The 24,329-nt window shown below is 37.3% G+C and carries 20 protein-coding genes; 1 reads left to right on the top strand and 19 read right to left on the bottom strand.

Annotated elements, in window-relative coordinates:
• Nucleotides 1-810: 810 nt before the first annotated feature.
• On the bottom strand, nt 811-1,338 hold the full coding sequence (locus tag L0U88_RS20540) for a hypothetical protein (protein ID WP_234868718.1): 528 nt from the start codon (nt 1,336-1,338) through the stop codon (nt 811-813).
• Between the two features lie 324 nt (nt 1,339-1,662).
• On the opposite strand from L0U88_RS20540, the gene L0U88_RS20535 reads away from it, so the two are divergent.
• The gene (locus tag L0U88_RS20535; protein ID WP_234868717.1) at nt 1,663-2,733 is read left to right on the top strand and encodes an IS110 family RNA-guided transposase; all 1,071 of its coding nucleotides are present in this window, start codon (nt 1,663-1,665) and stop codon (nt 2,731-2,733) included.
• 431 nt (nt 2,734-3,164) lie between these two features.
• Here the strand turns inward: L0U88_RS20535 and L0U88_RS20530 are convergent, their stop codons facing one another.
• The 18 genes from L0U88_RS20530 to L0U88_RS20450 all read right to left on the bottom strand — a co-directional run bounded on the left by L0U88_RS20530 (nt 3,165) and on the right by L0U88_RS20450 (nt 24,107).
• A complete protein-coding gene (locus tag L0U88_RS20530; RefSeq protein WP_234868715.1) occupies nt 3,165-3,944 on the bottom strand; it encodes a hypothetical protein in 780 nt (259 codons plus the stop codon).
• Nucleotides 3,945-4,163: 219 nt separating this feature from the next.
• Nucleotides 4,164-4,505, bottom strand: coding sequence for an RAD1 family protein (locus tag L0U88_RS20525; protein WP_234868713.1), 342 nt, complete (start codon nt 4,503-4,505; stop codon nt 4,164-4,166).
• Nucleotides 4,506-5,705: 1,200 nt separating this feature from the next.
• Nucleotides 5,706-6,263 (bottom strand): NIF family HAD-type phosphatase, encoded by a 558-nt coding sequence (locus L0U88_RS20520; protein WP_234868711.1) that lies wholly within the window; start codon nt 6,261-6,263, stop codon nt 5,706-5,708.
• Nucleotides 6,264-6,492: 229 nt separating this feature from the next.
• Entirely contained in the window at nt 6,493-6,984 is a 492-nt protein-coding gene (locus L0U88_RS20515) for a hypothetical protein (RefSeq protein ID WP_234868709.1), read from the bottom strand.
• Nucleotides 6,985-7,180: 196 nt separating this feature from the next.
• Nucleotides 7,181-7,633: a hypothetical protein gene (locus tag L0U88_RS20510; protein ID WP_234868707.1), complete on the bottom strand. Its 453-nt coding sequence runs from the start codon at nt 7,631-7,633 to the stop codon at nt 7,181-7,183.
• A gap of 311 nt (nt 7,634-7,944) precedes the next feature.
• Nucleotides 7,945-8,376 carry a DUF1493 family protein gene (locus L0U88_RS20505; RefSeq protein WP_234868705.1) on the bottom strand — a complete coding sequence of 144 codons (432 nt, stop codon included), beginning with the start codon at nt 8,374-8,376 and terminating at the stop codon, nt 7,945-7,947.
• A 532-nt stretch (nt 8,377-8,908) separates the two neighbouring features.
• Entirely contained in the window at nt 8,909-9,538 is a 630-nt protein-coding gene (locus L0U88_RS20500) for a hypothetical protein (RefSeq protein WP_234868703.1), read from the bottom strand.
• A gap of 226 nt (nt 9,539-9,764) precedes the next feature.
• The gene (locus L0U88_RS20495) at nt 9,765-10,712 is read right to left on the bottom strand and encodes a hypothetical protein (RefSeq protein ID WP_234868702.1); all 948 of its coding nucleotides are present in this window, start codon (nt 10,710-10,712) and stop codon (nt 9,765-9,767) included.
• 2,450 nt (nt 10,713-13,162) lie between these two features.
• Nucleotides 13,163-13,687 carry a hypothetical protein gene (locus L0U88_RS20490; protein ID WP_234868701.1) on the bottom strand — a complete coding sequence of 175 codons (525 nt, stop codon included), beginning with the start codon at nt 13,685-13,687 and terminating at the stop codon, nt 13,163-13,165.
• A gap of 289 nt (nt 13,688-13,976) precedes the next feature.
• Nucleotides 13,977-14,477, bottom strand: coding sequence for a hypothetical protein (locus L0U88_RS20485; protein WP_234868700.1), 501 nt, complete (start codon nt 14,475-14,477; stop codon nt 13,977-13,979).
• Between the two features lie 231 nt (nt 14,478-14,708).
• Nucleotides 14,709-15,335 carry a DinB family protein gene (locus tag L0U88_RS20480; protein ID WP_234868699.1) on the bottom strand — a complete coding sequence of 209 codons (627 nt, stop codon included), beginning with the start codon at nt 15,333-15,335 and terminating at the stop codon, nt 14,709-14,711.
• Between the two features lie 1,613 nt (nt 15,336-16,948).
• On the bottom strand, nt 16,949-17,482 hold the full coding sequence (locus tag L0U88_RS20475; RefSeq protein ID WP_234868698.1) for a hypothetical protein: 534 nt from the start codon (nt 17,480-17,482) through the stop codon (nt 16,949-16,951).
• Between the two features lie 204 nt (nt 17,483-17,686).
• Nucleotides 17,687-18,970, bottom strand: coding sequence for a hypothetical protein (locus tag L0U88_RS20470; RefSeq protein ID WP_234868697.1), 1,284 nt, complete (start codon nt 18,968-18,970; stop codon nt 17,687-17,689).
• A gap of 235 nt (nt 18,971-19,205) precedes the next feature.
• Nucleotides 19,206-19,676: a cbb3-type cytochrome c oxidase subunit I gene (locus L0U88_RS21175; RefSeq protein WP_353620684.1), complete on the bottom strand. Its 471-nt coding sequence runs from the start codon at nt 19,674-19,676 to the stop codon at nt 19,206-19,208.
• Nucleotides 19,677-20,613: 937 nt separating this feature from the next.
• Nucleotides 20,614-21,348, bottom strand: coding sequence for a hypothetical protein (locus L0U88_RS20465; protein ID WP_234868696.1), 735 nt, complete (start codon nt 21,346-21,348; stop codon nt 20,614-20,616).
• Nucleotides 21,349-21,575: 227 nt separating this feature from the next.
• The gene (locus L0U88_RS20460) at nt 21,576-22,709 is read right to left on the bottom strand and encodes a hypothetical protein (protein WP_234868694.1); all 1,134 of its coding nucleotides are present in this window, start codon (nt 22,707-22,709) and stop codon (nt 21,576-21,578) included.
• Nucleotides 22,710-23,017: 308 nt separating this feature from the next.
• Entirely contained in the window at nt 23,018-23,287 is a 270-nt protein-coding gene (locus L0U88_RS20455) for a hypothetical protein (RefSeq protein ID WP_234868692.1), read from the bottom strand.
• Nucleotides 23,288-23,609: 322 nt separating this feature from the next.
• The gene (locus L0U88_RS20450) at nt 23,610-24,107 is read right to left on the bottom strand and encodes a hypothetical protein (protein WP_234868690.1); all 498 of its coding nucleotides are present in this window, start codon (nt 24,105-24,107) and stop codon (nt 23,610-23,612) included.
• Nucleotides 24,108-24,329 lie beyond the last annotated feature (222 nt).

The raw sequence follows: 24,329 nt of genomic DNA, 5'->3' as shown, positions 1-24,329 counted from the left end.
GATTTTGCAACTTCCGTTAAATGTCAAGCTGCATCAGAAAATCAATAAATGACAGCCTGTAAAATATTATTATGTAGTAACTTTAACCATATCAATCCCTGGGCAAACGCTTTACATAGGAACTGCTCTGTTGGCTGCTGTTCACAAACTCGTCCATGTCCAGCAAAGATTCATAAATAAGAAATTATATAAATAGGAAGTCCAACAATAGCGCAAAACAATAAAACCCTCCAAAATGAAAATATAGACTCCTGCGATGAAAATCTTTCAATTAAACTCAACACTCTTCCATTGTTAAAATAATTTAATACAAAAAATAGCAAGACTCCCAAAGGAATGAACCATATCAATTTGTTATTTAGATAACCTTCACTAAATTTTGGGAAATTATGTATCCATTGAAAATATACACCAATTTTAATTATTGAAACTAGGTGAAGTCCGGAAATAATGAAAACTAATAATTTTGTCGTGAAAATTGAATCATCAACTCGATGTCCAATAATCCTATATAGAAAATAGAAACAAAAACTGTACATGAATACAATTTATCTTAATGATTTTTGAATTTATAAAGATGTCAGAATTTGGGACTCGAATAGCAGCCAACGATGAAGCATTTGCGATGGCATGGTAATAGCGAAATGTCAGCCTGGTACAAATGCTAAAATAGAAAACAGATGTTTAAGTTAAGAACTAATGACCAACAGAGTAATGTCTGCCGAAGCCAAAGCTGAAAAATGTTTTGCAGTCGATTGCTCCTACGTCCAGCCATGTTATTGCAAATGCAATGTTAGTGGCATGTGCTTTTCAATCACGAATTTCTGTATGTTCAACAGCAGCGACTTTTTCTTTGTCAAACTTGATAATAAGGTTGTGAAACAAAAAGCCAAGTCCACCACCGCCCATTCCCATCTCGTAGGTCCAGATGTTTATTGTGTCTTGTCGCCAAGTACTGTCGCTGCCCCATGTCGGTTCGCCTAATATTTGTTTTACTTGATTGGTGTCTTTGTTTAAAAGCATTTTACTGGTGATAATGTCACCAGCCATTTGAAAACGTCTTTCTCTGTCTGTTAACCATTCCGATTTGTCAAAGTTTCTGCTAGGCGTGTAGGTCATACCAAACATGAAAAGGATAATAAGTCCTACGTAAATTATTGGTGTTCCAATGAGAGTAGCAGACCAAGTCGCAATTTTTCGTGTTCTGTCACCCTTGATATATTTTTTCAGCAGCCATCTCCAAAAAAGAAATGTCGGAATAGCGATTATAACAAGAAAAAAGTAAACTTCAATACTAAGTCCGAATATAACAGGTATGTCAAGAAGAGTAACGGTCATGAGATATGTCACTATGAATTTGAAGCTGCCGCTGTCGCATTGCCACTAACGTAAACGGCTTGGCGATATGGTGGTATTTGAAAACCGACAGGCCGAACCGTTGCTGATTTTATTAATATATGTTCATTGTTAATTTCACTGCTAAGTTTTATGTTCTAGTTGGAATTAATGTTGAATATGGATAAGAGTTGATTAAATCTTCGTCGCCCCGCCATATTGCCAAGCCCTTATGCTATATAAAGTAGGCGTTTAGAGCGGTAGTAGTCTATTCTGCAAGCAGGATAGCTACAGTAACTTTAATAGTTAACCAAACATCTAAACGCCATGACTAAAATTACAGCCAATTTCGAAAATCAGACCATTTATGTGGGTCTGGACGTTCACAAACGTAGTTGGAATGCTGGCATATTCCTGGGCGATATGTTTGTCAAGAATATACACCAGCAGCCCTCGCCTGAAGTCCTTTACCACTATCTCACCAAACAATTTCCCGGGGCTTCCTATCAATGTGCCTATGAAAGCGGAAAGTTTGGGTATTGGATTCAGCGCCAGTTATCTGAATTGGGTATTACCTGCCTGGTGGTTAACCCGGCTGATATTCCTTCCAGCCATAAGGATGAGGTCTATAAAACTGATAGCCGCGATTCGCGGGGTATTGGCCAGGCCTTGGCCAAAGGGCAGCTACGCGGAATCTATATCCCTCCACTTCATCAGGAAGCCGACAGAACCCTGGTCCGGCAACGAAAGAAAATCTGGCGGGATCTGGTGCGTTGTAAAAACCGGGTAAAAGGTTTTCTTGATTACAACGGAATCAACTTACCAGAAAAATTTGACAATCCGAACTGGAGTCGAAATTTTATCACCTGGCTCTTAAGTCTCGCCTTCCCCTTTGAAAGCACTAGCCGGACACTTCTGTATCAGGTCCGGGAAGTGGAGCTGCTTCGAAAAGAACTCCTGGCGATTAGCAATGATATCCGAAAACTCATGCGCAGTGCTCAATACAAAAAACTTTACTACCTGCTTCGTTCCGTAACCGGAATCGGACCACTAACTGCAGCATCGCTCCTTACTGAAATTGGTGACATGCGAAGGTTTCCCAATTTTTATCACCTCAATAGTTTTATTGGACTGATGCCCATGGAACACAGTTCCGGTGAGAAGCAAATGCGCTTTAATTTGACTGTTAGAAAACACCGGCAACTCCGGAGTGATCTGATCGAATGCGCCTGGGCGGCTAAAAGAAATGATCCAGCCCTGGCATTATACTACAGCGAACAGATCAGCAGAGGTATCAACGGTAAAAAAGCCATAGTAAAAGTTGCCCGTAAACTATTGAGCAGAATCCGATATGTATGGCTCACGGAACAACCCTATAAAACCTCTATTGTCAAATAATTTATTAATCAATCAACCATTACTCATTACCTGACAATTAAATTTCTCAGCCGGACTACAAAACATGCGTTGTCATCGTGAAATAATCAAACAGCGAGTCATTGACTTTGCCAAGACTGTAGCCGGCTGTTAATTGCTGAAACCATCAGCAAGCCATTAAACATTTAATCACAAGGACTTGTAGTGCTGACATTCAGCCTCTACTCATAGGATGCTGGTAATGGATAATGACTGATCAAAATATTTTAGAATAGTTTAAATTTGTAGTAAGGAAAAAAAACACACTTCTGAAGGCGAAGGGTGGTTGGAATTTCCCTTCTGGCTATCCTTTGCTTTCAAAAGAAAAAAGTTGCTTTTTTTCACTCCCTCTAAAGGCCTATATACATAGGAACTGCTTGTTACCTGCAAGCATTAATGTCCAATGTATTGTGTCAAGGTTTTAAAAAATCAGTGTTTCCTATTAGTTCACTCTTTGTCCAGGTAAATTGATTTGCTAGCGTATGATTCCCAAACTTCACCAAAGTAATTGATTTCAATTTTGAGAATCTGAAGTGTGTCAATACTTTTGTATTGTCTAAAAAATAGTCTCCTTTATAAAACTTGCCATAATTCTTAATATCAGCTTCAAGATTATTAGACTTAGTCTTAATGCTGAAATTTCTAGAGTCGCCAAATCCTGGTCTACAATTCAATGAAATAATTCCTTCATCACTAATATTGGCTTCAATAAATATCAGGTCATTAAAGCTTTGATTATACCTATCAATAATTGTATAACTGAATATTCCGAAAGCAAAAAAAATCGAACTCATTGCAATTAATTTATTCTTATGATAATTCGAAGTCAAGTATACAACTGTAATAGGAATTAATGAAAGAAACAAAATAAAAGGAAGAAACAGAATAAGATAAAGAATATAATTATTGGGTTCAAAAATCAAAAAGTAACCGACATCTTTTATTAAAAGTAGAGAACAAATTAAAGCAGATATTATTGTTAAATAGTAACCTATCTTCCATTTAAATAAATTAATAACAGTTGCAATTCCTAAAACAACATAACTAGGAAAATAGAGCGCCATTATTTCATTGTCACCAATACCATAAGCAAACATAGTTGCTATAAATGGTAACGAACTTAATAACCCGTTAATACTTACTATTAATATTGTTAACCTGAACATCTTGAATATTGTCTTTGGCTCTTTCATTTCTTGGAGGTCAATATGCTTGCAGGTAACGGCCGTCAGCTTTGCGTTCGGCAGGGCATTTGGAAAATGTCCAGCCCGCAACAGCAGCCGATTAAAGATACTGAAGTTGAAAATATATTCTGTTTTTCATCCGTGTTTGGTCAGCCGATAGTAGTACTAAGATGAAGATTTATTCGTCGCCCCCTGCTGATGCAAAACTGCATGTTGGCAGTAGTTTTTTTAGTTGTCAATTAAGTTATATTCCATAAGTGCTTCTGTCCAAATATACTCTTGGTTGATTTTAATACTCTCCTTAACCAATCCTGTCAATTTCTCTTGGTCTAACTTATCCTTCGTTATCTCTTCGACAAATTTTTCGGACAATTCTAGGGTTAAGGGATTTGATTTGTTTGTTATGTCACAACAACCATAGCCGTCAAATGAAATCCTACATAAAGAAATTAGATTGTCGCTTGTTCGATTGAAGTCGATAAAAACTGAACCATCAAGACAGCCTAAATAAAAGTCTGCCTTTCTTGTATCGGGCATTTGAGTTTTGAAAAAGTCAAAGTTCTGTTCCAATTTGTGTCTGCCAATTAAAGTTCAAAGATCCGCACTTTGGACAATTTATATATTCTTCATTTAGGTTGTCAAAATTGCAGCAATTACAATGTCCATAATTTTTATTGATATGCGTTAAAATGTATTTTGCATCTCTATGGCTTAAGGTATACTTGTCAACAATATATTTTGTTAACTTAAGAGGCGACAATTTTGCCAGTTCTTTCAACTTTAATTTTTCTGATTGCTTAAAGTTTGGAATTTCAATTCCTTCAGTCGGTAAACAATTTTTGCATTTAACTTTCATTATGGGGTCGCTCTAAAATTACTGCCAACGGCCGGCAGCTTTGCGCAGTGCTGGTAATGAAGCACTATTGCCGGATCCGCTGTTCATTTATTGATTACTGTTTCAATCTCTGTTCTTTTGATGAATCTATACACAGCCTGAACTGCTGTACAGAAAGGAACTGCTGTTCATTGAACCGATGTCCCGCCAGCATTGCGCAAAACTGCGTGTTAGCGGTAGGTTGGTTGGGCTGATGCACCTGTCGTTTGGTCATTGGTAACTGCTCAGTATCTAGGTAGTGTACAGTAGCCAACCCAACCGGAGTTCGACGCCGGCTGGCCTCATCTGTTATTGGTTTCGGTGGAGGAACTATCAATTGCGCAAATGTTCGATTTACGCAGTTGATAGGTCCGGTTGCCCTAACTTTTTTACCTGGAGGTTCTTATTTATTGGTCCTGGCTCACCTCGGCCCAGCTTGCTAAGCCGTCCAGTTAGTGGCAAAGGATATAAGTGTTTATAAACGGATAATTTGTTTTTTTGCCACTAACTTCGGTCAAGCGCCGTCGCTCTCGACTCTGAAGGCGGCTTCAACTCTCGATCGCCTGCGCTTGACCTACAAAATCCTTCAGATTTTGTCCGGCTTAGCAAGCTGAAGCAATTGTTCCGGGCCCACTTGAAAGGACCTTTTGATTTAAAAGTTAGGGCAACCACCGACACCATAACACGTGTACAGCCGGCGTTGAATTACCGCTAACGACGGCAGCTTTGCGCAGTGCTGGTAACGAAGCACTATTGCCTGAACCGCTGTTCATTTATTTTTTACTGTTATATTTTCTGAGCTTATGATGAATCTGTACATAGCCTGAACTACTGTACAGAAAGGAACTGCTGTTCATTTTACCGTGTGCCTGTCAGCATTGTGCAAAACTGCTCTGTTATGTGCCGCCATATTCTTTTCTCCAATTTCTTTTTTCAACAGTCCGGACATTTTCAACAGTTTTAAGTGTAATTAAATATTCTTGTAGAAATTTTAGCTCATTGTCCAGCTTATTTCCATTAAATTCTTTTATATAAATAGCGTTTCCATAATTGCTAGCTACTTTTTCAGCTGTGTCGTCTACAATTAAAATTCTTTCCAACTGGAAACCTTTTCTCTTTAGTTTGTCGAGTCGTTTTTCAAAGAAATAGGTGTCAAATGTTTTGTCTCGCTTTATTGTACATTTTGAGCGTCCCCATATAAACTCAGGTGAGATATCAGCAGGCATTATTTGTTTAACGATTTCTTCGACATAATTATCTCCTGCTGATGACCATATGCCGAAATGAAAATGCTTTGATATTTCGCTTAAAAATATGTCGAGATAGGGACGTTTATAAACAAAATATTGGTCCAAAGTAAAGTCTGTCAATGGTTCATTAAGCTTGTTTTTAGTCGCGTGAATTAAAGTCTCGTCCAAGTCAAGAACTAAAAGTATGTTTGATTTTTCTGTCATTCTTAAATGTGCGTAGTCTGATGGTGGCACATAACGGGCAGGGCTTTATGCAGGTTGGGAAATAGTATTCCGTCCGCCTGGCGCCGCTGCCGAATGAAAAACTGATGATGAAATTAAGTACAAAAGCTCATGACTGTTTGTCCAGCCCCGAACTACAGCCTGGATTTGCAATTGGCTGAAGTTTGCTGGTCAAGCCCAACTTGCATAAAACCCAATGTTGGCAGCAGCATTACTGGAGTGTTGAATAGACAAGTCCCGAAACTGTTATTGTATCTGAACGTAATTCAGTCCACCGATGAAGAACTGATACTTTTAGTTTTAGAAACCCTTTTAAGCCATCTCCTTTTTTGTAAACATCTTTCTCAAGTTTAAGGCTTTGTTCTATGGAGGTAAAAATTGGTTTTTTGTAGGAACTGTCAGTAATCGAAAATAATTGTTCCAAATCTATAGTTAGTTTTTCTTTGACTTTTAGGATACTTAAAAGATAATTAGATGATGAGTCAGTAATTTTTAGAAATATAGAATCATTTTTCTTTTCTGCTTCACAACGAGTTAACTCCACTTGATTTGTCTTAGAAAGATAAATTATGACACTTGATTTAGGGTCAGGGAATTCTCCATAATTATTTTCTCCGCTTTTATTGTCACCCGAATTGCAGGAAAATAAAATGAGAAGGAATGATATTTTTAGAAAAATGCTGTTCATAAATGTTGCTGCCAACGATCAGGGCTTTATGCAGGTTGGGAATTGTTATTCGTCCGCACACAAACCGCTGCTGATTGAAAATATAAAGTTGAATTTAAGAACTAAAATTGAAAGTTGTTTGTCCCGCCCGAATCACAGCCTGGATCTGCAATTGGCTGATGTTACAACGGCTTGCCCAACTTGCATAAAACCCAATGTTGGTTGCAGTTATTTATTCTTTAGGTGTCGATGATTTTAAATTGTAAAAATAAATTCCTAAAACTGTCGTCAAGCAATAAGCGAATATCAATTTCAAAGTCCCTGTGTCCTTGTATTCTTCGTCATGTCCAAACACAAAAGCTAAGGGCAATAAAGTTGCAAAAAGTCCAGTAATTGCTAAAACGCTTTTTCTTTTGAAGTCTGTCCAATGAAGTTTAGCTGTCTTGATTGTAATAATGTAAAAGAGAAAAAAAGTTAATATAGAAAACACAAATGAAAAAGCCAAACAAAGTAGCCAGAAAACAACGATACCGAAACCTTTCATTTCCGGTCTGCCTACCAAATTGTTTATGTTTATTATGATGTAAATAATTGGTGACAAAAGCATGCTTGTCAACCAAACCCGCAAGCAGTATTTGAAAGAGTTTCCCGATGGATTATTTGTCTTATTTAAAACTTTTGTCAAGTAGAAGCAATTAATTATTAAATCAGCCTTCTGGCAATAACACGTGTCAACCTTTGAGAACTTATGAATATTGTGAAGATTGCTGTTACTTGAAATCGAATTGCAACCAACGAGCAGGTATTGCTGCAGGTGTGGAATTCATTGCTTGTCTTGCCTGGAACTGCTGCTCATTAAAGATTTAAAAGTACAAGATAAAACTAAAAGACCAACAGCATTCCGTCCGCCGAAACCGCTGCTGATAGCGAACTACAGCCGGATGTTACAACGTCCTGCCACACTTGCAGCAATACCAATGTTAGCTGCTGTATTTCTCACGTAGCGCATTTATAAATTACAAAAATGATGAACAACACAACAACAATTTGGTTTATTAAAATGTCATAACGACGTTTTGGTAATGAATGTTCTGGATAAGTTAACAGCCATTTTCCTTCATTAGCACTTTCTAAAAGAATAGTTGGCGTGACAGGAATTTGCTTTACTCTCTCATAAGGTGCTCTAAAAAATATTCGTCCAATACTATTTGAATGTCCTTCTTCGTCTGTGTGAAAATACCATAGGTAGTTGTCCATATTTACTTTGTACTTTTTGGCATAGTCATCAATTAACTCGTGAAAATCATCGCCTGAACAACCAAGGTCATTCATTAGGTCACAGTTCGAGGTCACTTCATTTTCTTCACAGCCTGTTTTGTCAACTATGAAACTTTTAATCTCTTCAATAGAATACATTATTTCTGTCACCAATTGGTAGTTATTGTGTCAACTTTATTATTCTTGTCAAATTTTACTCCGATGCGATTTAAGTCAAGTGTCATTAGTTTAGCACTGTCGGGATACCATTTAAGTATGTCGTTAAAATCAGACTTTGTTAATTTGCCTATTAAGACACCAGAAAGTTGTAATAAATCGTTTTCGGTGTATTCATAACCTTCTCTCATATAAGTTATTGTCGTCCCTTGGTCGAGTATTACATAACCCAAATAGAGTGTCGTTGAAACAAACACAATTAAGAGTGTCCAAAATGCAATTTTCCAATAATTACGCATGGTCCAATAATATAGCAGCTAACGAGCAGGGCTTTATGCAGGTTGGGAATTAGTATTCCGTCTGCCCACAACCGCTGCTGATTGAAATTATAAAGTTGAATTTATGAAATAAAGTTGATAGTTGTTTGTCCAGCCCGATCCACAACCTTGATTTGCAACTAGCCAATGTTTGCTGGTCATGCCCAACTTGCATAAAACCCAATGTAAGCTGCTGTTTTGGGTCACATTTATTTTCTTGAATAATTAAGGAATACAATTCGATAATGAATGTCATTTGTCTCTTGGTCGTTACTTGCGATTATAGACGATAGAAGAGTCATTTTCTGTTTGTCTAGTTTATTTAATGTAATAACGATGTTGTTGAAAGTAAGATTTTTTAAAGATGCAGAGTCTAAATACTTTAAAATGTTAGTGTCTTTAATAGCCATAAATGGTTTGTCAAAGTCTAAACGAACAGAGGCTTTATCACTTATTGTCCATTTCCCTTTTGATGTATCACTGCTGTTTACTTGAATAAAATAACCATTTTTATAAAATTCATAGAAATCTGGTGAGGAAATGCTTGTCTCAACAGAGTTTGTCCGAACTGCATTTTTAAAGTACCATTTGCCAATTACTTTTGATTTAATATAAGATGAGTTCTTCTTTAATTTATAGCTGTCTTGCACTTCCGAAAGAAAGATATGGTTTAACGAGTCAGGATTGTGAGAAAGTTCATCCTTGTAGGTAATTGTCTTTGTACCGTCCTTATTATATGTGATGATAATATTTTCCGGGTCATTCTTTTTTGACTGACCAAATAGGAGATTTGTCCCTAAAAAAATAAATAAAGCCGAAATTATTATTTCAATTTTCATAGACTGTCGCTTATAAATAGCGGCTTACGATTACGGCTTGGCGATGTGGTGGCATTTGAAAACCGCTAGGCTGAACCGTTACTGATTTTATAAATTGATGTTTATTGTTAATTCCAATGCTAAGTTTTATACTTTAGTTGGATTTAATGTTGAGTATGGAATTAAAGTTCATTAAATATTCGTCGCCCCACCATATTGCTAAACCGCCTGTTGTACGCAGCATTGCTTAATCTATTTCTTTGCGCTTTCTTTTTTTAGCTGGTTTTTGAATTATTTTGTCTGCTACTTTACCACTTGAATCATAGATTGTCCTTTTGATCTCGTTGCCACAATTGTCAAATTGGTATTCCACATTCAAGACATTTGTCTTATAATTAAAATATATCCATTTGCCTACAGGTACGACTTCCGTATCTGTAAAGCCAACTCCTACGACTTCATAAAAAGGAGCTGCTTCTTTCGTAGAGTCCTGTAATAAGCTTAGTATTTTTGTTGTGTCAAATAAGCTATTTTGAACAAGAAGTTGATATTCCTTTTTTTCAATCACCCTTTGAAGTGTATCGCTGTTTTCTATATATGATACTTTAATGGCCGGAATATAGTTCACGCATTCAGGTCTGTATTTTAGTTCTCCTTTAATTGCTGTGCTGTTGTCGATTAACTTGTGAAAAAATATACCATCAGGATACCCATTTTTATATGTTACATAACCGAGATCTTGTCCATCATTACTTAGAAATGGTATGGTCCCGTGTCCGTTTGTGAGGTCTCCAGGATAGTAGTTTTTACCACTAGAGTCAGATAATGATATTGTGTCCCAGGGCCGATTATCCAAGTAATATTGTACTGAATATATTTTTCCGTTGGGGTGATATCCTATTACCAGTCCGTTTATTTTTCCATTAATTTTTGAAAATTCATAAAGTATAGGCCCCGTGTCTCTAAAATGACTATAATTAAATATTCTTTCGAGCGTGTCATTGGTATTTGTTAAGTATTTCCTTTCCCATTTTTTATTTGCCTTATAATATGGCTTTTCATTATTTCGACTATAATTAATCCATTTATTATTGTTTAAAGTGTCATTATTTTGAGCATTGACCATTATCTGCAAGAACAAAAGAATCGTCGTGATACAGTTGATTTTAAATTTTTGAATATTTTGATGTTTCATTTGAAGTTGCGTACAACGTTCAAGTATTGGCGAAGGCAGGATCATTACTAACGTCCCGCTTGGCTTGCAGATTTATTTATTTATAAATGTTCATTTATAATTCCAATAGCCTAGTAGAAATCGTGACAAGTTTGATCCCATGCCCATCATTGATCTACTGAAGAAGTGCCAACGTCCCGCCCTGCTTTAGCCAATATTTATGTTGTGTGCAGTTCTTCTTTCCCAAAGTCTTTTCTCTACTTTACTTTCACAAGTATTCCGGAATTTATCATAATGTGTGGATTTTGTCGATATACGAACTTTAAAGTGTCTGTATTGATAAACTGAATGTCGTAGTATGGTTGTCCAAGACTAGATATTTGTTTATTTAGTTCAGTCATATTACTTGTGTCGACCGTGTAGGTCTTGGTAAACCAAAAATTGCACTCTTTGATTTTTTGTATCTTATAAACGTCAGTCAAAAATCCTATTTTTCTGGTTGCAGTGGTGTCATTTATTGTTAGCTGAAAACTTCCGTACGTGTCTTTAAATTGTTTGTCAATAGTTGCCATATATTTTCCCTGTATTAGTTTGTCGCATGCTTTTTCGTTAACATGAAATGTCGATGAGAATGCAACCAAAAGAAAGATGTAGCAATTCATTTTTAAAATATTAAATAATCAAGTATTGATATTGTCAACCGGGTAGGCGTAGTTTTTAATGTGTCGGAATGTGGGCCCCCAGAATTGCACACAACGGCCGGCAGCTTTGCGCAGTGCTGGTAATGAAGCACTATTGCCGGATCCGCTGTTCATTTATTGATTACTGTTTCAATCTCTGTTCTTATGATGAATCAGTACATAGCCTGAACTGCTGTACAGAAAGGAACTGCTGTTCATTGAACCGATGTCCCGCCAGCATTGCGCAAAACTGCGTGTTAGCGGTAGGTTGGTTGGGCTGATGCACCTGTCGTTTGGTCATTGGTAACTGCTCAGTATCTAGGTAGTGTACAGTAGCCAACCCAACCGGAGTTCGACGCCGGCTGGCCTCATCTGTTATTGGTGTCGGTGGAGGAACTATCAATTGCGCAAATGTTCGATTTACGCAGTTGATAGGTCCGGTTGCCCTAACTTTTTTACCTGGAGGTTCTTATTTATTGGTCCTGGCTCACCTCGGTCCAGCTTGCTAAGCCGTCCAGTTAGTGGCAAAGGATATAAGTGTTTATAAACGGATAATTTGTTTTTTTGCCACTAACTTCGGTCAAGCGCCGTCGCTCTCGACTCTGAAGGCGGCTTCAACTCTCGATCGCCTGCGCTTGACCTACAAAATCCTTCAGATTTTGTCCGGCTTAGCAAACTGAAGCAATTGTTCCGGGCCCACTTGAAAGGACCTTTTGATTTAAAAGTTAGGGCAACCACCGACACCATAACACGTGTACAGCCGGCGTTGAATTACCGCTAACGGCCGGCAGCTTTGCGCAGTGCTGGCAATGAAGCACTATTGCCGGATCCGCTGTTCATTTATTGATTACTGTTTCAATCTCTGTTCTTTTGATGAATCTGTACATAGCCTGAACTGGTGTACAGAAGGGATCTGCTGTTCATTGTACCGATGTCCCGCCAGCATTGCGCAAAACTGCGTGTTGCCTGCAGTCAATATCATTTTGATACCATTTTTAAATAGTTGTTTAATACATCAAAATAGGAATACTTATCAAACTCAAAGCTTAGCTCTTTTTTGTCATCTTTTATTGTCCAAATTACAGAGCTGTTTGTTCTTTTAATATTTATAGTTATTCCTCCACAATCAGTGTCGCCACATTCGCTACAACAATATATCAAGATTTCAGGGTTTACTAACTCTTCTCTATACTTTTCTAAATACCATTTGAATTCATCGTCCGACCATGATGCAGGATATATTTGCCTTATATCTTTATCTGTTACTTCTTTATTTAGTAATTTTTAATCTTTACTACATCTTTCTTTTGATTTGTTCCTAACACACCTGTCCAGTTGTCTAGAATACTTGTTTTCGTATTATAGAAATTGTCCAGCAGCTTTGACAAAGGTTTATCATTGATAAAAAATTCAGTAAATTCTATTTTATATTTATTTATTCCTTTGTCGTTCAATGAATTATTACTTTGAAACTCCTTCTTGTTGTTTGTTAGATTTTTAAGAGGGGTGACTTCTTTGTCATTTGACAAGTGTCGCCTTTCATATTTTTGAAGTCTCAGGATGTCCATTTTTGATTGCAGGCAACGAGCAGGTATTTGCGAAGGCTGGGAAATAGACTTCCGTCCGCCCCGGCTACCTGACGCTTAATTTATAATTAAAAGTTGATGATTTGCACATAGCCAAATAATTATTCGTCTGCCCGATATGAAGAAAAAATTGAAAAACAAAAGTTGAAACACGGCTTCCTTCCGCCCAGCTTTCGCAAATACCAATGTTGCCTGCAGGCTTTCGTCACCTATGTGATGAGAGCCAAATACTGTCATTTGCCTTTGTTGTATAATTCCACAATAGTTCCTCATCAATTCTTCCTTCGTAAAAAATCTGTCCTCTAATGTCTGTCCATTTGTGATTATAATATGTCAGCACTTGTTTTATTGCTTCGTAATGTTTTTTGTCAAGTTGGTTTCTGTCTTTAGAAAATTTACCTTCTTTCTCATAGGTCGGATAATACTCAAAATATTTGTCTGTCAAACCTGCTTGCTTAAACCAAATGTTTTTAAAGTAATCTTTGTTGCCAACAGAATAAGCCCAATCACTTCTCTGTTTAATTAAATCGCTGCTTGTTCTGTAAGAAAGTGAGCTGTCGCCTTTGAAGTGGATTGTCAAAGAGTATTCTGGTAAATATTTATAAGGTCCCTGGGGACTTGAACTATTCCAATTGTCAATAAAGTCATCGACTTGGTCAGTTGTCAAGCGAAGTGAAACTGTGTCAAACTGTTTACGAATTTCAACATATTCAACATTGTCTTTGTCCACCTTTTGTTTGTCGTTGAATGGGCTAACGCAAGATGTCAAGAAAAGCGATATGATTATTAGGGACTGTCTCATAAGCTTGCAGGCAACGGGCTGGTATTGCCGATGGTGGTGAATTAGAATTCCGTCCGCCCGGAGCTGCTGCCTGGCTTTTTGATAAAGTTAAATAGTAAGAACTAAAGCTGAGCTTTATTCGTCAAGCCCCGAACCGCAGTACAGCAGAATTACTGCTGTTGATTGTTTCAATGTCAAGCCCCACTATTGGCAATACCAATGTTGGTGGCAGTTTTGTCTACCGATAAGAAACTTTGTCCAACGCTCCACCTACAATTGTAAATGATAAAATTTGGTAACAGTCTACAGATTTATTGTCAAAAGATGCAGGTTGCCAGTTTTGTGGCATATCTTTTACTACTGTCAAAACTTGTTGTGCCAACTCTTGTAAGTCACCTTTGCCTTTACTTACTATTTGAAAATTTCCTGCCTGTCCGTTGCAATTTATTATGAAACCAATGTGAACCTTAAAAACGATGTCTTTTGCTCTTGTGTCTGTCAAGGAATGTGAAGCGAAATATTTTTTAAGTTCATCAAGTCCACCTTTGAATGTCGGATTTGCTTCTGGCTTTGTAAGACTTTGTCCAACCTGTGCTTTTAATACCATGTCCTCCACAGAATAATTTACTGGCTCTGCACATGATTTGACTTGTGTTGTCGTGTCTGCAAGCTGGGTCTGAGCAAAGGATGTTGAAGTAATAAGTAATAATCCAACAATGGAGATCAAGAATTTTTTCATGTTTGAAGGGTGGTTGTTTAGAATTGCCACCAACGTTTACGTATTGGCGAAAGCAGGGCATTTAAAAATGTCCCGTTCGTTAAATTGATCAATTATTTACTATTGTTGAATTTTAATTTCATCAGCTTAATTAAATATATAAGGGTGATTTGCTGCTGATTGGAAATCAAATGTTGATTACCTGTATTGTCGCGCCCTGCCTTTTGCTAATACGATTGTTGGGCGCATGGCTTAAGACTTTAACAACCTAAATTCATTTTCAATCTTTTTCATTTGCGTCTCGTGTCGATGTCCATGTTGTGCTAAAAAATAAATGTATTCGTAAACGTCGATTTTACCTAATTCGTTTACTGTCATTGTTGTCTTATAAAGCACACCTTCACCATTTTTTAGTTTATCAAGGTTATTCAAACAGTGATTTACTTGTTCTTTCAATTGTTTTCGCACTTCGTCAAGGGGTTTTTTACTCGTTGGTTCCATATGTTCCGGTCTAATCCAGGTAAATGATTTATGCAATCCAACCTCAGTTAATTTGTCCCGATGAAAAACGTGATTTTTTAATTCTGTTTGCAAGTCAAGTTTATGAACGTTTTGTAATGCCTTATTTGTCCCTTTATCTATAAGGATAAGTAAATAGTGGTTTGTTAAACCAATATGTTCTAAAATTTCATTGATTGTCCACCCTTCATTTGCTGGTCTATAGTTGCGTAAATCAGCATCTTTGTCAAACCAGGTGTCAATTAATGAAAAAGTGTCAACTAGAAAGGTTTTTATTTCTGTGATGATTGTCTGTATGTTCATGGTCTGAATAGCTTGCGCCCAACGGCCGGGTATTGCTGAAGTGCGGCCCCGCAGCATGACCGATTATTTAGTTTGTTAAAAGGTGTTTTGGTCTTTCAAGTTTTATGGTCGTCCCGCCCGCATTTACAGCAATACCATTGTTGCACGCCGCGTACTAATCCTGTTGCAATGATTTTCGTTGTAATTATCCTCTGGATGTTCCGGATACGGTTAGTTTAAATATCCGGTTGTCGTGTTGCGATTGCTTCACTCCTTTTGCTTTAGAATTTTATTTGCACCCTACTTTCCGCTTCATTATGAGCCTTGATAATAGGACTGTGGTATTCGTAATCACTGGATTCTGCACCTAGTCAAGCACCCCGCGTTCCCAACTTTGAACCCTTCAAATTATTGGGGTGTGGTGTTACACTGATAGCGGAATTCCACAGTCGCGGCAGGTGGTGTTGCTATTCTACAGAAAATGTCGCGTCGCAAGCTGCCCAACTTACTATTTTGTTTGCTACCTTGAAGCTGGGGTACCTTGTCCACAGGAAATGATTCAAAGCAATAATGAAATGCACAATTCACATACCCCACCTGGCTATTCATTGTCACGATTACTTTCTGATATGCTTGAGTCCACGGTATGTTAATCAAAAGTCGCCCCGAAACTTAAGTCGCCCGAATTTTTGTCCGGGTAGCTGCACTTTAGGGCCAGGATAAGTGGCGTGCAACGATTACGGCTTGGCGATAGGGTGGTATTTGAAAGCCGTTAGGCTGAACCGTTGCTAAATGTAAAATTATAAGTTCATTGTTTATTCCAATGCTAGGTTTTATCCTTTAGTTGGATTTAATGTTGAATATGGAATAAAAGTTGATTAAATATTCCTAGCCCCACCATATTGCCAAACCGCCTGTTGGGCGCTGCGTACTAATCCCGAAGCAATTGTTTCTTAAGTATTTTTTTCCAATGTGTCGTGGCCTTGTACGTTTAATTGTTCATTTGTCGCGTCGTTGGTGATTTTATTTCTTTACTACTACTATTGGTGACGCAGCCCATTTTACATATCATTAGAATTCTCAAATATCGGGGTGCGGTGTTCGTATTAATTTAAATGCTGCTATTTGTCCTGCACCCGATATACCATGTCATCAGTATCTTATATTTTTAGAATGCGTTGTTACACCGATAGCTGAACATAACAGTCGCGTTAGGTGGTGTTACACTCTTTGATAATCTGTCTCGTCGTAAGTTGCCCACCTTACTATTTGATGTGCTGTCTGCAGCCGGGGAAACCGTGCCCCCAGGAAATGTTTCATACAATATTGACTTCTATAATTCAAGTACCCCACCTGGCTATTAATTGTCGCGTTTGCATTCTGATATTCCTGAACTCTCAGAATGTTGAATTTAAGTACTCCCGAATATTTCGCTGCTCGAATTTATGTCCGGGTAGCTACACTATAGGATGAAGATAAGTAGCGCCCAACGTTCGGGGCTTGGCGTTCGGTGGGGAAATTATTATTGTCCCGCCTGGACCATTGCCCATATATTTACTAATGTTGAATTGCGATTCTTAATCTGAATTTGATTCAGCTGCCGGATCTAATGTTGAATTATAGTAAAAGCTGATTGTTTGTTCGTCGCGCCCCACTGACGCCAAACCCTTTGTTGGGCGCTGTACATACTTTCAATGTAATATTGATTCAACTATGTGTTTTTTATAAATTAATACGTAGTAATTCTGTTCGTCACGATACGAAAGTATTTTTTTGAACCTATCAAATTCTTGTTTCACGTTTTCATCTACTGTCCTTGGTTGTGGTTTATATCTTAGTCCATTTTTCCAAATTGTCTCTGTTTTGGAAGCTTCCTTTTCTGTCCCGCCAGGACTGTCTGATGTTAGTTTACTTAAATCTTTTGAATTAGGGTCTATTGGAAAATATTCAAACAATGTATCAGTAATAATAAAATATGGGTAATGCTCTGCATACATGTGATGTCCAAATATTGTCATTGCAATTCTTGGATGTGATGTAATAAAATAGTCCCAAAATACTTTTGAAAATTTAACCGGTTTGGTTACATAATTTAAGTCAATACTTGTACCATTAAAATCTTTTGGGTATAAAACTATAAGTACATCATTTGATGTTGCCAGTTTTTTATTTGCGTCGCAAAAGGTTAATAATATTATCAATATGATTGAACACAGGAGTTTCATTGTATAGCGCCCAACGTACAGGTATTTGCGAAGGCTGGGAAATAGACTTCCGTCCGCCCGGCTACCTGAAGCTAAATTTGTAAATTAAAAGTTGATGATTTGTACATAGCTAATTAGTTGTTCGTCTGCCCGATATGAAGCCAAATTGAATAACAAAAAGTTGAAACACTGCTTACGTCTGCCCAGCTTTTGCAAATACCAATGTTAGCGGCTGGCATCGGTGTCCGAAGACTTACTCAATTTAATTTGGTTGATTTTATTATTCAACTTCTCTAATTCAGAATTTTCCAATTTTACATCAAACACTCTCTCAAATTCAGATAAATGTTTTCTGATGTTGGGAGTTTTTTCAAATAAATTCCAAATGTCAGTAACACCACGAAACCGATTTATTATTTTTTTCTCTTTGTACCAATCGAATATTTTCTTTGCACCTTTTCCGATTACTTTTCCTGCGTTTAAATCCTTTATCATGTCAGATGTGTCACCCGCATCAATTGCGTTGTCCATTGAATCCTCATACTTTGATTCTTTGACTACTTCCCAAAATTGATACAGTAGCCTGCGGTTCTCGGAATACTTCTTATTAAAAATATTCCAGAATTCGTTAAGCTCGTCAATTGCTTCTATTTGTTCTTTTATGTCCTTTGCTTCATTTATTCTTTTTTCATAAGTAACAATTGATTCTCTAAGCTTTGTAAAATCTTCTCTTAATTGAAGCATTTTAGAGGGGATATCTGATACTACTTTACATTGAGTTAAGAGTATCGTGACAAGAGGAGGAAGAGTCTGGTTTGTGTAGCCAAAGTATTGACTTACTTTTTCTTGTTTTTTTTGAAAATTGGCAGAGAGATTTGTAATTATTTCTCTTCCTATTCCCCTCTTTTTAATTTCTTCTATTTGGTATTTGTAACTGTAGAATGGCAATGTCGCTTGGATATTTGTTTCATTAGTCGCAGAAGATAGTTTTTTGAAAAATGCCTGAGGCGAATTATAACTTACTGTTGCAACTAAACCCCCGTCAACTTTGCCAATATTTAAATAGGATAATTTCGTTACGTCATCTTCAATATTTGGCAGCACCAAATATTCTTGCCGTGCCTTATCTGTTTCTATGCCATTGTTTATAAAATGTTGTACTCTTTCTTGATAAGTTGTGGGATTTTTTTCATCAAATTTATCAATGCTTATGACTTGTCCGATATCATTGCCAATTCCACCTATTGCGCTTAGAGATTTCGTTTTGGAGAGCAATTCTAAAATTGGTCTGCCGGTAGGAAATAATGATTTCGAAATAACTTGAATATGCATCAATTCTTGAGTGGAAATGTAGAACGAACTATTAAGAATAAGAGCTTCAAGAAATGCGTTTAGCGAATAAATGAAGACAGGAGTAGGTTTTCCATAACCGCCAATTACATGGTCTAATTCATCTATTAAATTTGAACTTATATAGGTCGAGTTATAGTCTATATCAAGCTTATGCATAAGTGTTGTGAATTAGTTTAGGGGCACTCTGCTTGCCGCTAACGGGCAGGTATTGCTGCAGGTGGGATATTTTATAACGTCCAGCCCGGAACCGCCGCCCAATTGAAATATAAAATTGAAGTTAACAACAAAAAGCCAAATTGATATTCGTCTGCCCGAACCAAAGTACAGCGATGCAAACAGCCGAAGTTTCAACGTCCAGCCCCACTTGCAGCAATACCAATGTTGGCTGCTGTTAAGTCTTACGTTTGGTCAGTCTTTTGAACAGTCCCGCAATTAAGTTTATAACAAAAATAAATTGTCCCAACAGCAATACAAATATTGTTATACCAATAGCTTTTGTAAATGTCGTGTAATTATCAAATGAATTCCAACTGCTATAATCATAATACCGTCGTGGTGTTGGGTTCATAAAACTGTCACCTAAAAAAAGTGTCAATGCAAAAAGTAGAAGTGTCAAGATTGTTACAATAACATGTGTCCACGTAAGAGCTTTTGAATACAATATTCTATTTGTCAATAAATAAAGTGTCCATACAAATAAAGCTAACATTGCTAACAACCAAAAAACATGAGTATGAGCAATTACAAAATAAGTGTCGTGAAGATGTATGTCAACTGAATTGTTTTGTTTCAAAATAAAAAATGAGGTCAAAACCAAAATAAGTCCTGTCCACAAAAGTAAATTATAAGGTTTCTGTTTCATGTGCAGGGTGTGTCCAAATTTAATAGCAGCCAACGGCCGGCAGCTTTGCGCAGTGCTGGTAATGAAACACTATTGCCGGATCCGCTGTTCATTTATTGATTACTGTTTCAATCTCTGTTCTTTTGATGAATCTGTACATAGCCTGAACTGCTGTACAGAAAGGAACTGCTGTTCATTAAACCGATGTCCCGCCAGCATTGCGCAAAACTGCGTGTTAGCGGTAGGTTGGTTGGGCTGATGCACCTGTCGTTTGGTCATTGGTAACTGCTCAGTATCTAGGTAGTGTACAGTAGCCAACCCAACCGGAGTTCGACGCCGGCTGGCCTCATCTGTTATTGGTGTCGGTGGAGGAACTATCAATTGCGCAAATGTTCGATTTACGCAGTTGATAGGTCCGGTTGCCCTAACTTTTTTACCTGGAGGTTCTTATTTATTGCTCCTGGCTCACCTCGGTCCAGCTTGCTAAGCCGTCCAGTTAGTGGCAAAGGATATAAGTGTTTATAAACGGATAATTTGTTTTTTTGCCACTAACTTCGGTCAAGCGCCGTCGCTCTCGACTCTGAAGGCGGCTTCAACTCTCGATCGCCTGCGCTTGACCTACAAAATCCTTCAGATTTTGTCCGGCTTAGCAAGCTGAAGCAATTGTTCCGGGCCCACTTGAAAGGACCTTTTGATTTAAAAGTTAGGGTAACCACCGACACCATAACACGTGTACAGCCGGCGTTGAATTACCGCTAACGTTAAAGCATTGGCGATGTTGCGGTATTCTGTGTTACGTCTGCTTGGTGCCCGTGCTGATTAAAGATACATCAGCTCATTGTTTATTCTGTTATATCGGCGCTATTCGTCTACCAAAAACTGAAGTTCAATAGCGAAAAAAGGCTGAGAATATATTCGTCGCCCCGCCATATTGCCAATGTAATGTTAGGCACAGTAATTATTTCATCCGTTTGAATATACCATAATCAGTTAAGGTTGCTGTCTTAATCGCTTTTCTTGGATAAAAGCGATATGTCGCCATATCCACAATTGGCTGATTTGATACTAACTCAAGTGGTTTTGTCGGCTTATAAGTGTCACCTCTTTTAATAATTACTTGGTCAACGTCAATGTAGTTGATGCTTCCCTCAGTAGAGTCAACCACTTTAATGTTGCCCTTTACAAATGAGGTGGTTGCTGGGAACTCTTTGCCCCCGAACTTCTTTGTCACATTGTAAAACGTCAAGCTATCTGAGGTCTCTCTCATGATATCAAACTCATATTCCATAAGCCCTGTGCTGGACGTCGCACTTCCATAAGTGTCCTTGTATTCTGAAACGTTTATCTGAAGGTTGCCAACTTTTTTACTATAATGGTTTGTTGGTGTTAGCAGCGTGTCCTTTTCAGTTCTTGGATTTTGTCCATAATTAATGTCAATCATTTCAAAAACCGTATTTGTCGGTACAGCGGCAAAATAAGTGCAAGGCAGCTCATTCATTTTGTCCTTAGAAAATGAAACCGTGGAATCTAGAATTGCAAAACCTGTATGGTCGGAACTTGTAACAAAGCCGCCTGCAAAGCTAAAGTCATAAATTACCAGCGGACTATTAGCTACACGCTGTCTATATAGATTTTGAAGTCTGTCCTCATCTGAGGTGTCCGCCAGGAAACTGCAGCCTGCGAAAAGGGTCAATAGGATTATAAGTTGGAGGAGTCGTCCCATATTATTGTGCCTAACGTAAAAGCATTGGCGATGTGGCGGTATTCCGTGTTACATCTGTCCGGTGCCGCTGCTGATTAAAGATACAAAAGCTCATTGTTTATTCTGCTGCTCGGTATTATTCGCCTGCTGAAACCGAAGCTGAGTATCGAGCAAAAGCTGAGAATATATTTGTCGCCCGCCATATTGCCAATGCAATGTTAGCTGCCGCTTTTGTCTTTAGAAACCACATATTTTTCTTTGTCAATTCCGAGAATGTCGAATATAGTTTTCTCTTTCTTAATAGTTTTCTTTTTCAATAATGAGTCGTCAACCTCGTAAATATATTCGTCAAATGGAAGTAGATTAGCACCGATTTTATTTTTTGCAAACGGGTTGTGCCAAACTGCTATTGAAGAACTGTCAAGAGTATATAAGTCAAAGTTTCTAAAAATAATAACTGCAGATACTGATGTATTGATTGGCTTTCCACCAGCCAAAAAGAAACCGTTTTGTGTGATGTAATTTAAATCAATTTCAGCGTCTCCATACTGTCCAAAAAGTGCTTCGGCGAAACAATTATCTTTTGTAAACAAGTCACTGGTATTTAAACAAATTACGTAAGGTTCCGCTTCAATACCATAACGAGTTGCTTTCTTGTCCTGCAAAGCCGTCAGAATGGGTTTGCTTGTGTCAATGGTTTTAGCGCCACCTGAAATAAACCCTAAACTGCGTTTAATATCTGGGGACGTTTTTCGTAGCATGGATATTTCGACCTCCCAGCCATTGTCTTCGAACAAATACCTATTTTCGAAAAGTTGTTTGTTTGGAATTCCCTTACTTAATTCTTTTACTTTTTCAATAAAACTTAAGAGTTTTCGTTTTGAAACGCTTTGTTCTGAAATCGTTTTAAATTCTAAGTTTATCCAGTAAGGAAAATATTCAATGTCGTCAACAATTTCTTCTATGGTGTCTTTTCTGTTTTTATCAGCCAAGCTGTCGAAAGAATGCCCTGCAAGTGTACATTCCAAAAATGTCTTAAAATCATTTAATGTTGCTCTGAAGTCTGGTTTTTTACCTGTAGATGTTTCGGGATGTCGTAGTAGAGAAAAATTTGAGCGATTAAATATCGAATATGTCAGTAATTCAAAAACTGCCGAATAATGTTGTTTATCTGACTTCGATTTAAACATTTGTACAAACTCGTCATCTGGCACATATGCTGAAGCTAATTCATTTACTTTTTGTCTAACCAACTCAGAGATTTTCCAAGCAGACCTATCTAAAAATTCAAAAGCTGTTTCTTTTCTTTTTTTGTGGTCTGAATTGTCTCTTATGTATGATGAAAATAGCATGGTGTCGTGTAAAGTGGCAGCTAACGTAAAGGGCTTTGTGCAGGTGTGGCATTCTTGATCGTCAAGCCCGGAACAAAAGCCTATTGAAAAACCGGTGATGAAGATTACAACTAAAAGCCGAATTACTAATATCCAGCCCGTAACTGAAGCGGAATAGCGAACTGCTGCCGATGTTTACAATGTCCAGCCACACTTGCACAAAACCCCATGTTGTGCGTTCGTACTTCTTTGTCTCATAGTATGTCAACCAATCTTATCTGCTGCTGAGTCTTTTCTATCAATAATGGCTCTTTTTGTCGAAATAGGGGTCATTCGAAATTTTTGTATGCGTCAAAAAAAGGTTTGTTTTCTTTCGTCTTATCGACTTGATGAGATCCTGGTGTTTGTTGTGTCAAGTTTTTAAGTATAACCATCCATACAAAGGGGATTGTCCAGATTAAAATAATATGAACGATTTTCAATTTATTTGAAAGGGTCATATTTTTCCCTATGTCAAATGAATAGCGAATTGTAAAAAATAGATATATCAAAGCAATAAGTATAGCAAAAACAAACTTGATATAATCTGTATCAGTCATAAAGTAGGTTTAATTAATATATTTACGGTCATTTATAGTCTTTCGGTGGTCTAAAAAATATAGTAGATATTTTATTCTATGATCAGTCGATCTTTCCTATTTAAGAGTGTCCTATAGTATGACGCACAACGTTCACGGCTTGGCGATAGGGTGGTATTTGAATACCGTCAGGCCGAACCGTTGCTGATTTTATAAATAAATGTTTATTGTTAATTGCAATGCTAAGTTTTATTCTTTAGTTGGAATTAATGCTGAATATAGAATAAAAGGTGATTAGATATTCGTCGCCCCGCCATATTGCCAAACCGACTGTTGGCTGCTGTTACTTTCTGTCAGCCTTGAATTTCTCAAAATAGTCTCCACCTTTTTTTCTTAAATCAAATGTTACTCTCTGTCTAAATAATGTGTCAATTGAATTGGGTGATTCGCTTACAAAAAGTATTTCATTGTCTTTATAATATTCCTCCCTGTAATAAAATGTTTGACCTATCCCATCCTCTTGGTAATCTATTTTGGAGTAAATAAGTTCATTGTCTTTATAATAGTAGCTTTCGTAGAAATTCTTATCTATGTTGTCATGGTAAAGAATCTTATAAACTGTGTCCCCTTTTAGGTTTTTGGTCGTGTATTTCCCGAACCCGCCATATTTTGTCTTTCTAATTGTGTCAATTTGATTGTTATGCCCAATATTAGATGTCGAAACTATTTCTTGTTTTATTTCACCTTCTGTTATTGATTTAATTACAAAAATATGTCCTTCGTAATTGTATGATAAGGAGTCAATGTATTTTGTATATGCTTTTATTTTTAGAATAGACACTGTGTCAACTTGTGCCAGCAATTGATTACTGGGAAACGTTGTAATTAAAAATGTCGATATGAAAAGTATGATGTGTCGCATTTTGTAATTGCAGCCAACGTATACGGCTTGGCGATAGGGTGGTATTTAAAAAGCATCAGGCCAAACCTTTGCTGATTTTATAAATAAATGTTCATTGTTAATTCTAATGCCAAGTTTTATACTTTAGTTGGATTTAATGTT

The organism is Flavihumibacter fluminis (assembly GCF_021491375.1).
GTDB lineage: Bacteria > Bacteroidota > Bacteroidia > Chitinophagales > Chitinophagaceae > Flavihumibacter > Flavihumibacter fluminis.
The sequence above is the reverse complement of the archived record's forward strand: the minus strand, read 5'-3'. Positions and strand labels throughout refer to the sequence as shown.

Bases quoted from the DNA above. Each gene is read 5' to 3' on its own strand.
- L0U88_RS20540 (WP_234868718.1), bottom strand. From the start codon at position 1,338: ATGACCGTTACTCTTCTTGACATACCTGTTATATTCGGACTTAGTATT.
- L0U88_RS20535 (WP_234868717.1), top strand. From the start codon at position 1,663: ATGACTAAAATTACAGCCAATTTCGAAAATCAGACCATTTATGTGGGT.
- L0U88_RS20530 (WP_234868715.1), bottom strand. From the start codon at position 3,944: ATGAAAGAGCCAAAGACAATATTCAAGATGTTCAGGTTAACAATATTA.
- L0U88_RS20520 (WP_234868711.1), bottom strand. From the start codon at position 6,263: ATGACAGAAAAATCAAACATACTTTTAGTTCTTGACTTGGACGAGACT.
- L0U88_RS20500 (WP_234868703.1), bottom strand. From the start codon at position 9,538: ATGAAAATTGAAATAATAATTTCGGCTTTATTTATTTTTTTAGGGACA.
- L0U88_RS20495 (WP_234868702.1), bottom strand. From the start codon at position 10,712: ATGAAACATCAAAATATTCAAAAATTTAAAATCAACTGTATCACGACG.
- L0U88_RS20485 (WP_234868700.1), bottom strand. From the start codon at position 14,477: ATGAAAAAATTCTTGATCTCCATTGTTGGATTATTACTTATTACTTCA.
- L0U88_RS20480 (WP_234868699.1), bottom strand. From the start codon at position 15,335: ATGCTGCGGGGCCGCACTTCAGCAATACCCGGCCGTTGGGCGCAAGCT.
- L0U88_RS20475 (WP_234868698.1), bottom strand. From the start codon at position 17,482: ATGAAACTCCTGTGTTCAATCATATTGATAATATTATTAACCTTTTGC.
- L0U88_RS20470 (WP_234868697.1), bottom strand. From the start codon at position 18,970: ATGCATAAGCTTGATATAGACTATAACTCGACCTATATAAGTTCAAAT.
- L0U88_RS21175 (WP_353620684.1), bottom strand. From the start codon at position 19,676: ATGAAACAGAAACCTTATAATTTACTTTTGTGGACAGGACTTATTTTG.
- L0U88_RS20460 (WP_234868694.1), bottom strand. From the start codon at position 22,709: ATGCTATTTTCATCATACATAAGAGACAATTCAGACCACAAAAAAAGA.
- L0U88_RS20455 (WP_234868692.1), bottom strand. From the start codon at position 23,287: ATGACTGATACAGATTATATCAAGTTTGTTTTTGCTATACTTATTGCT.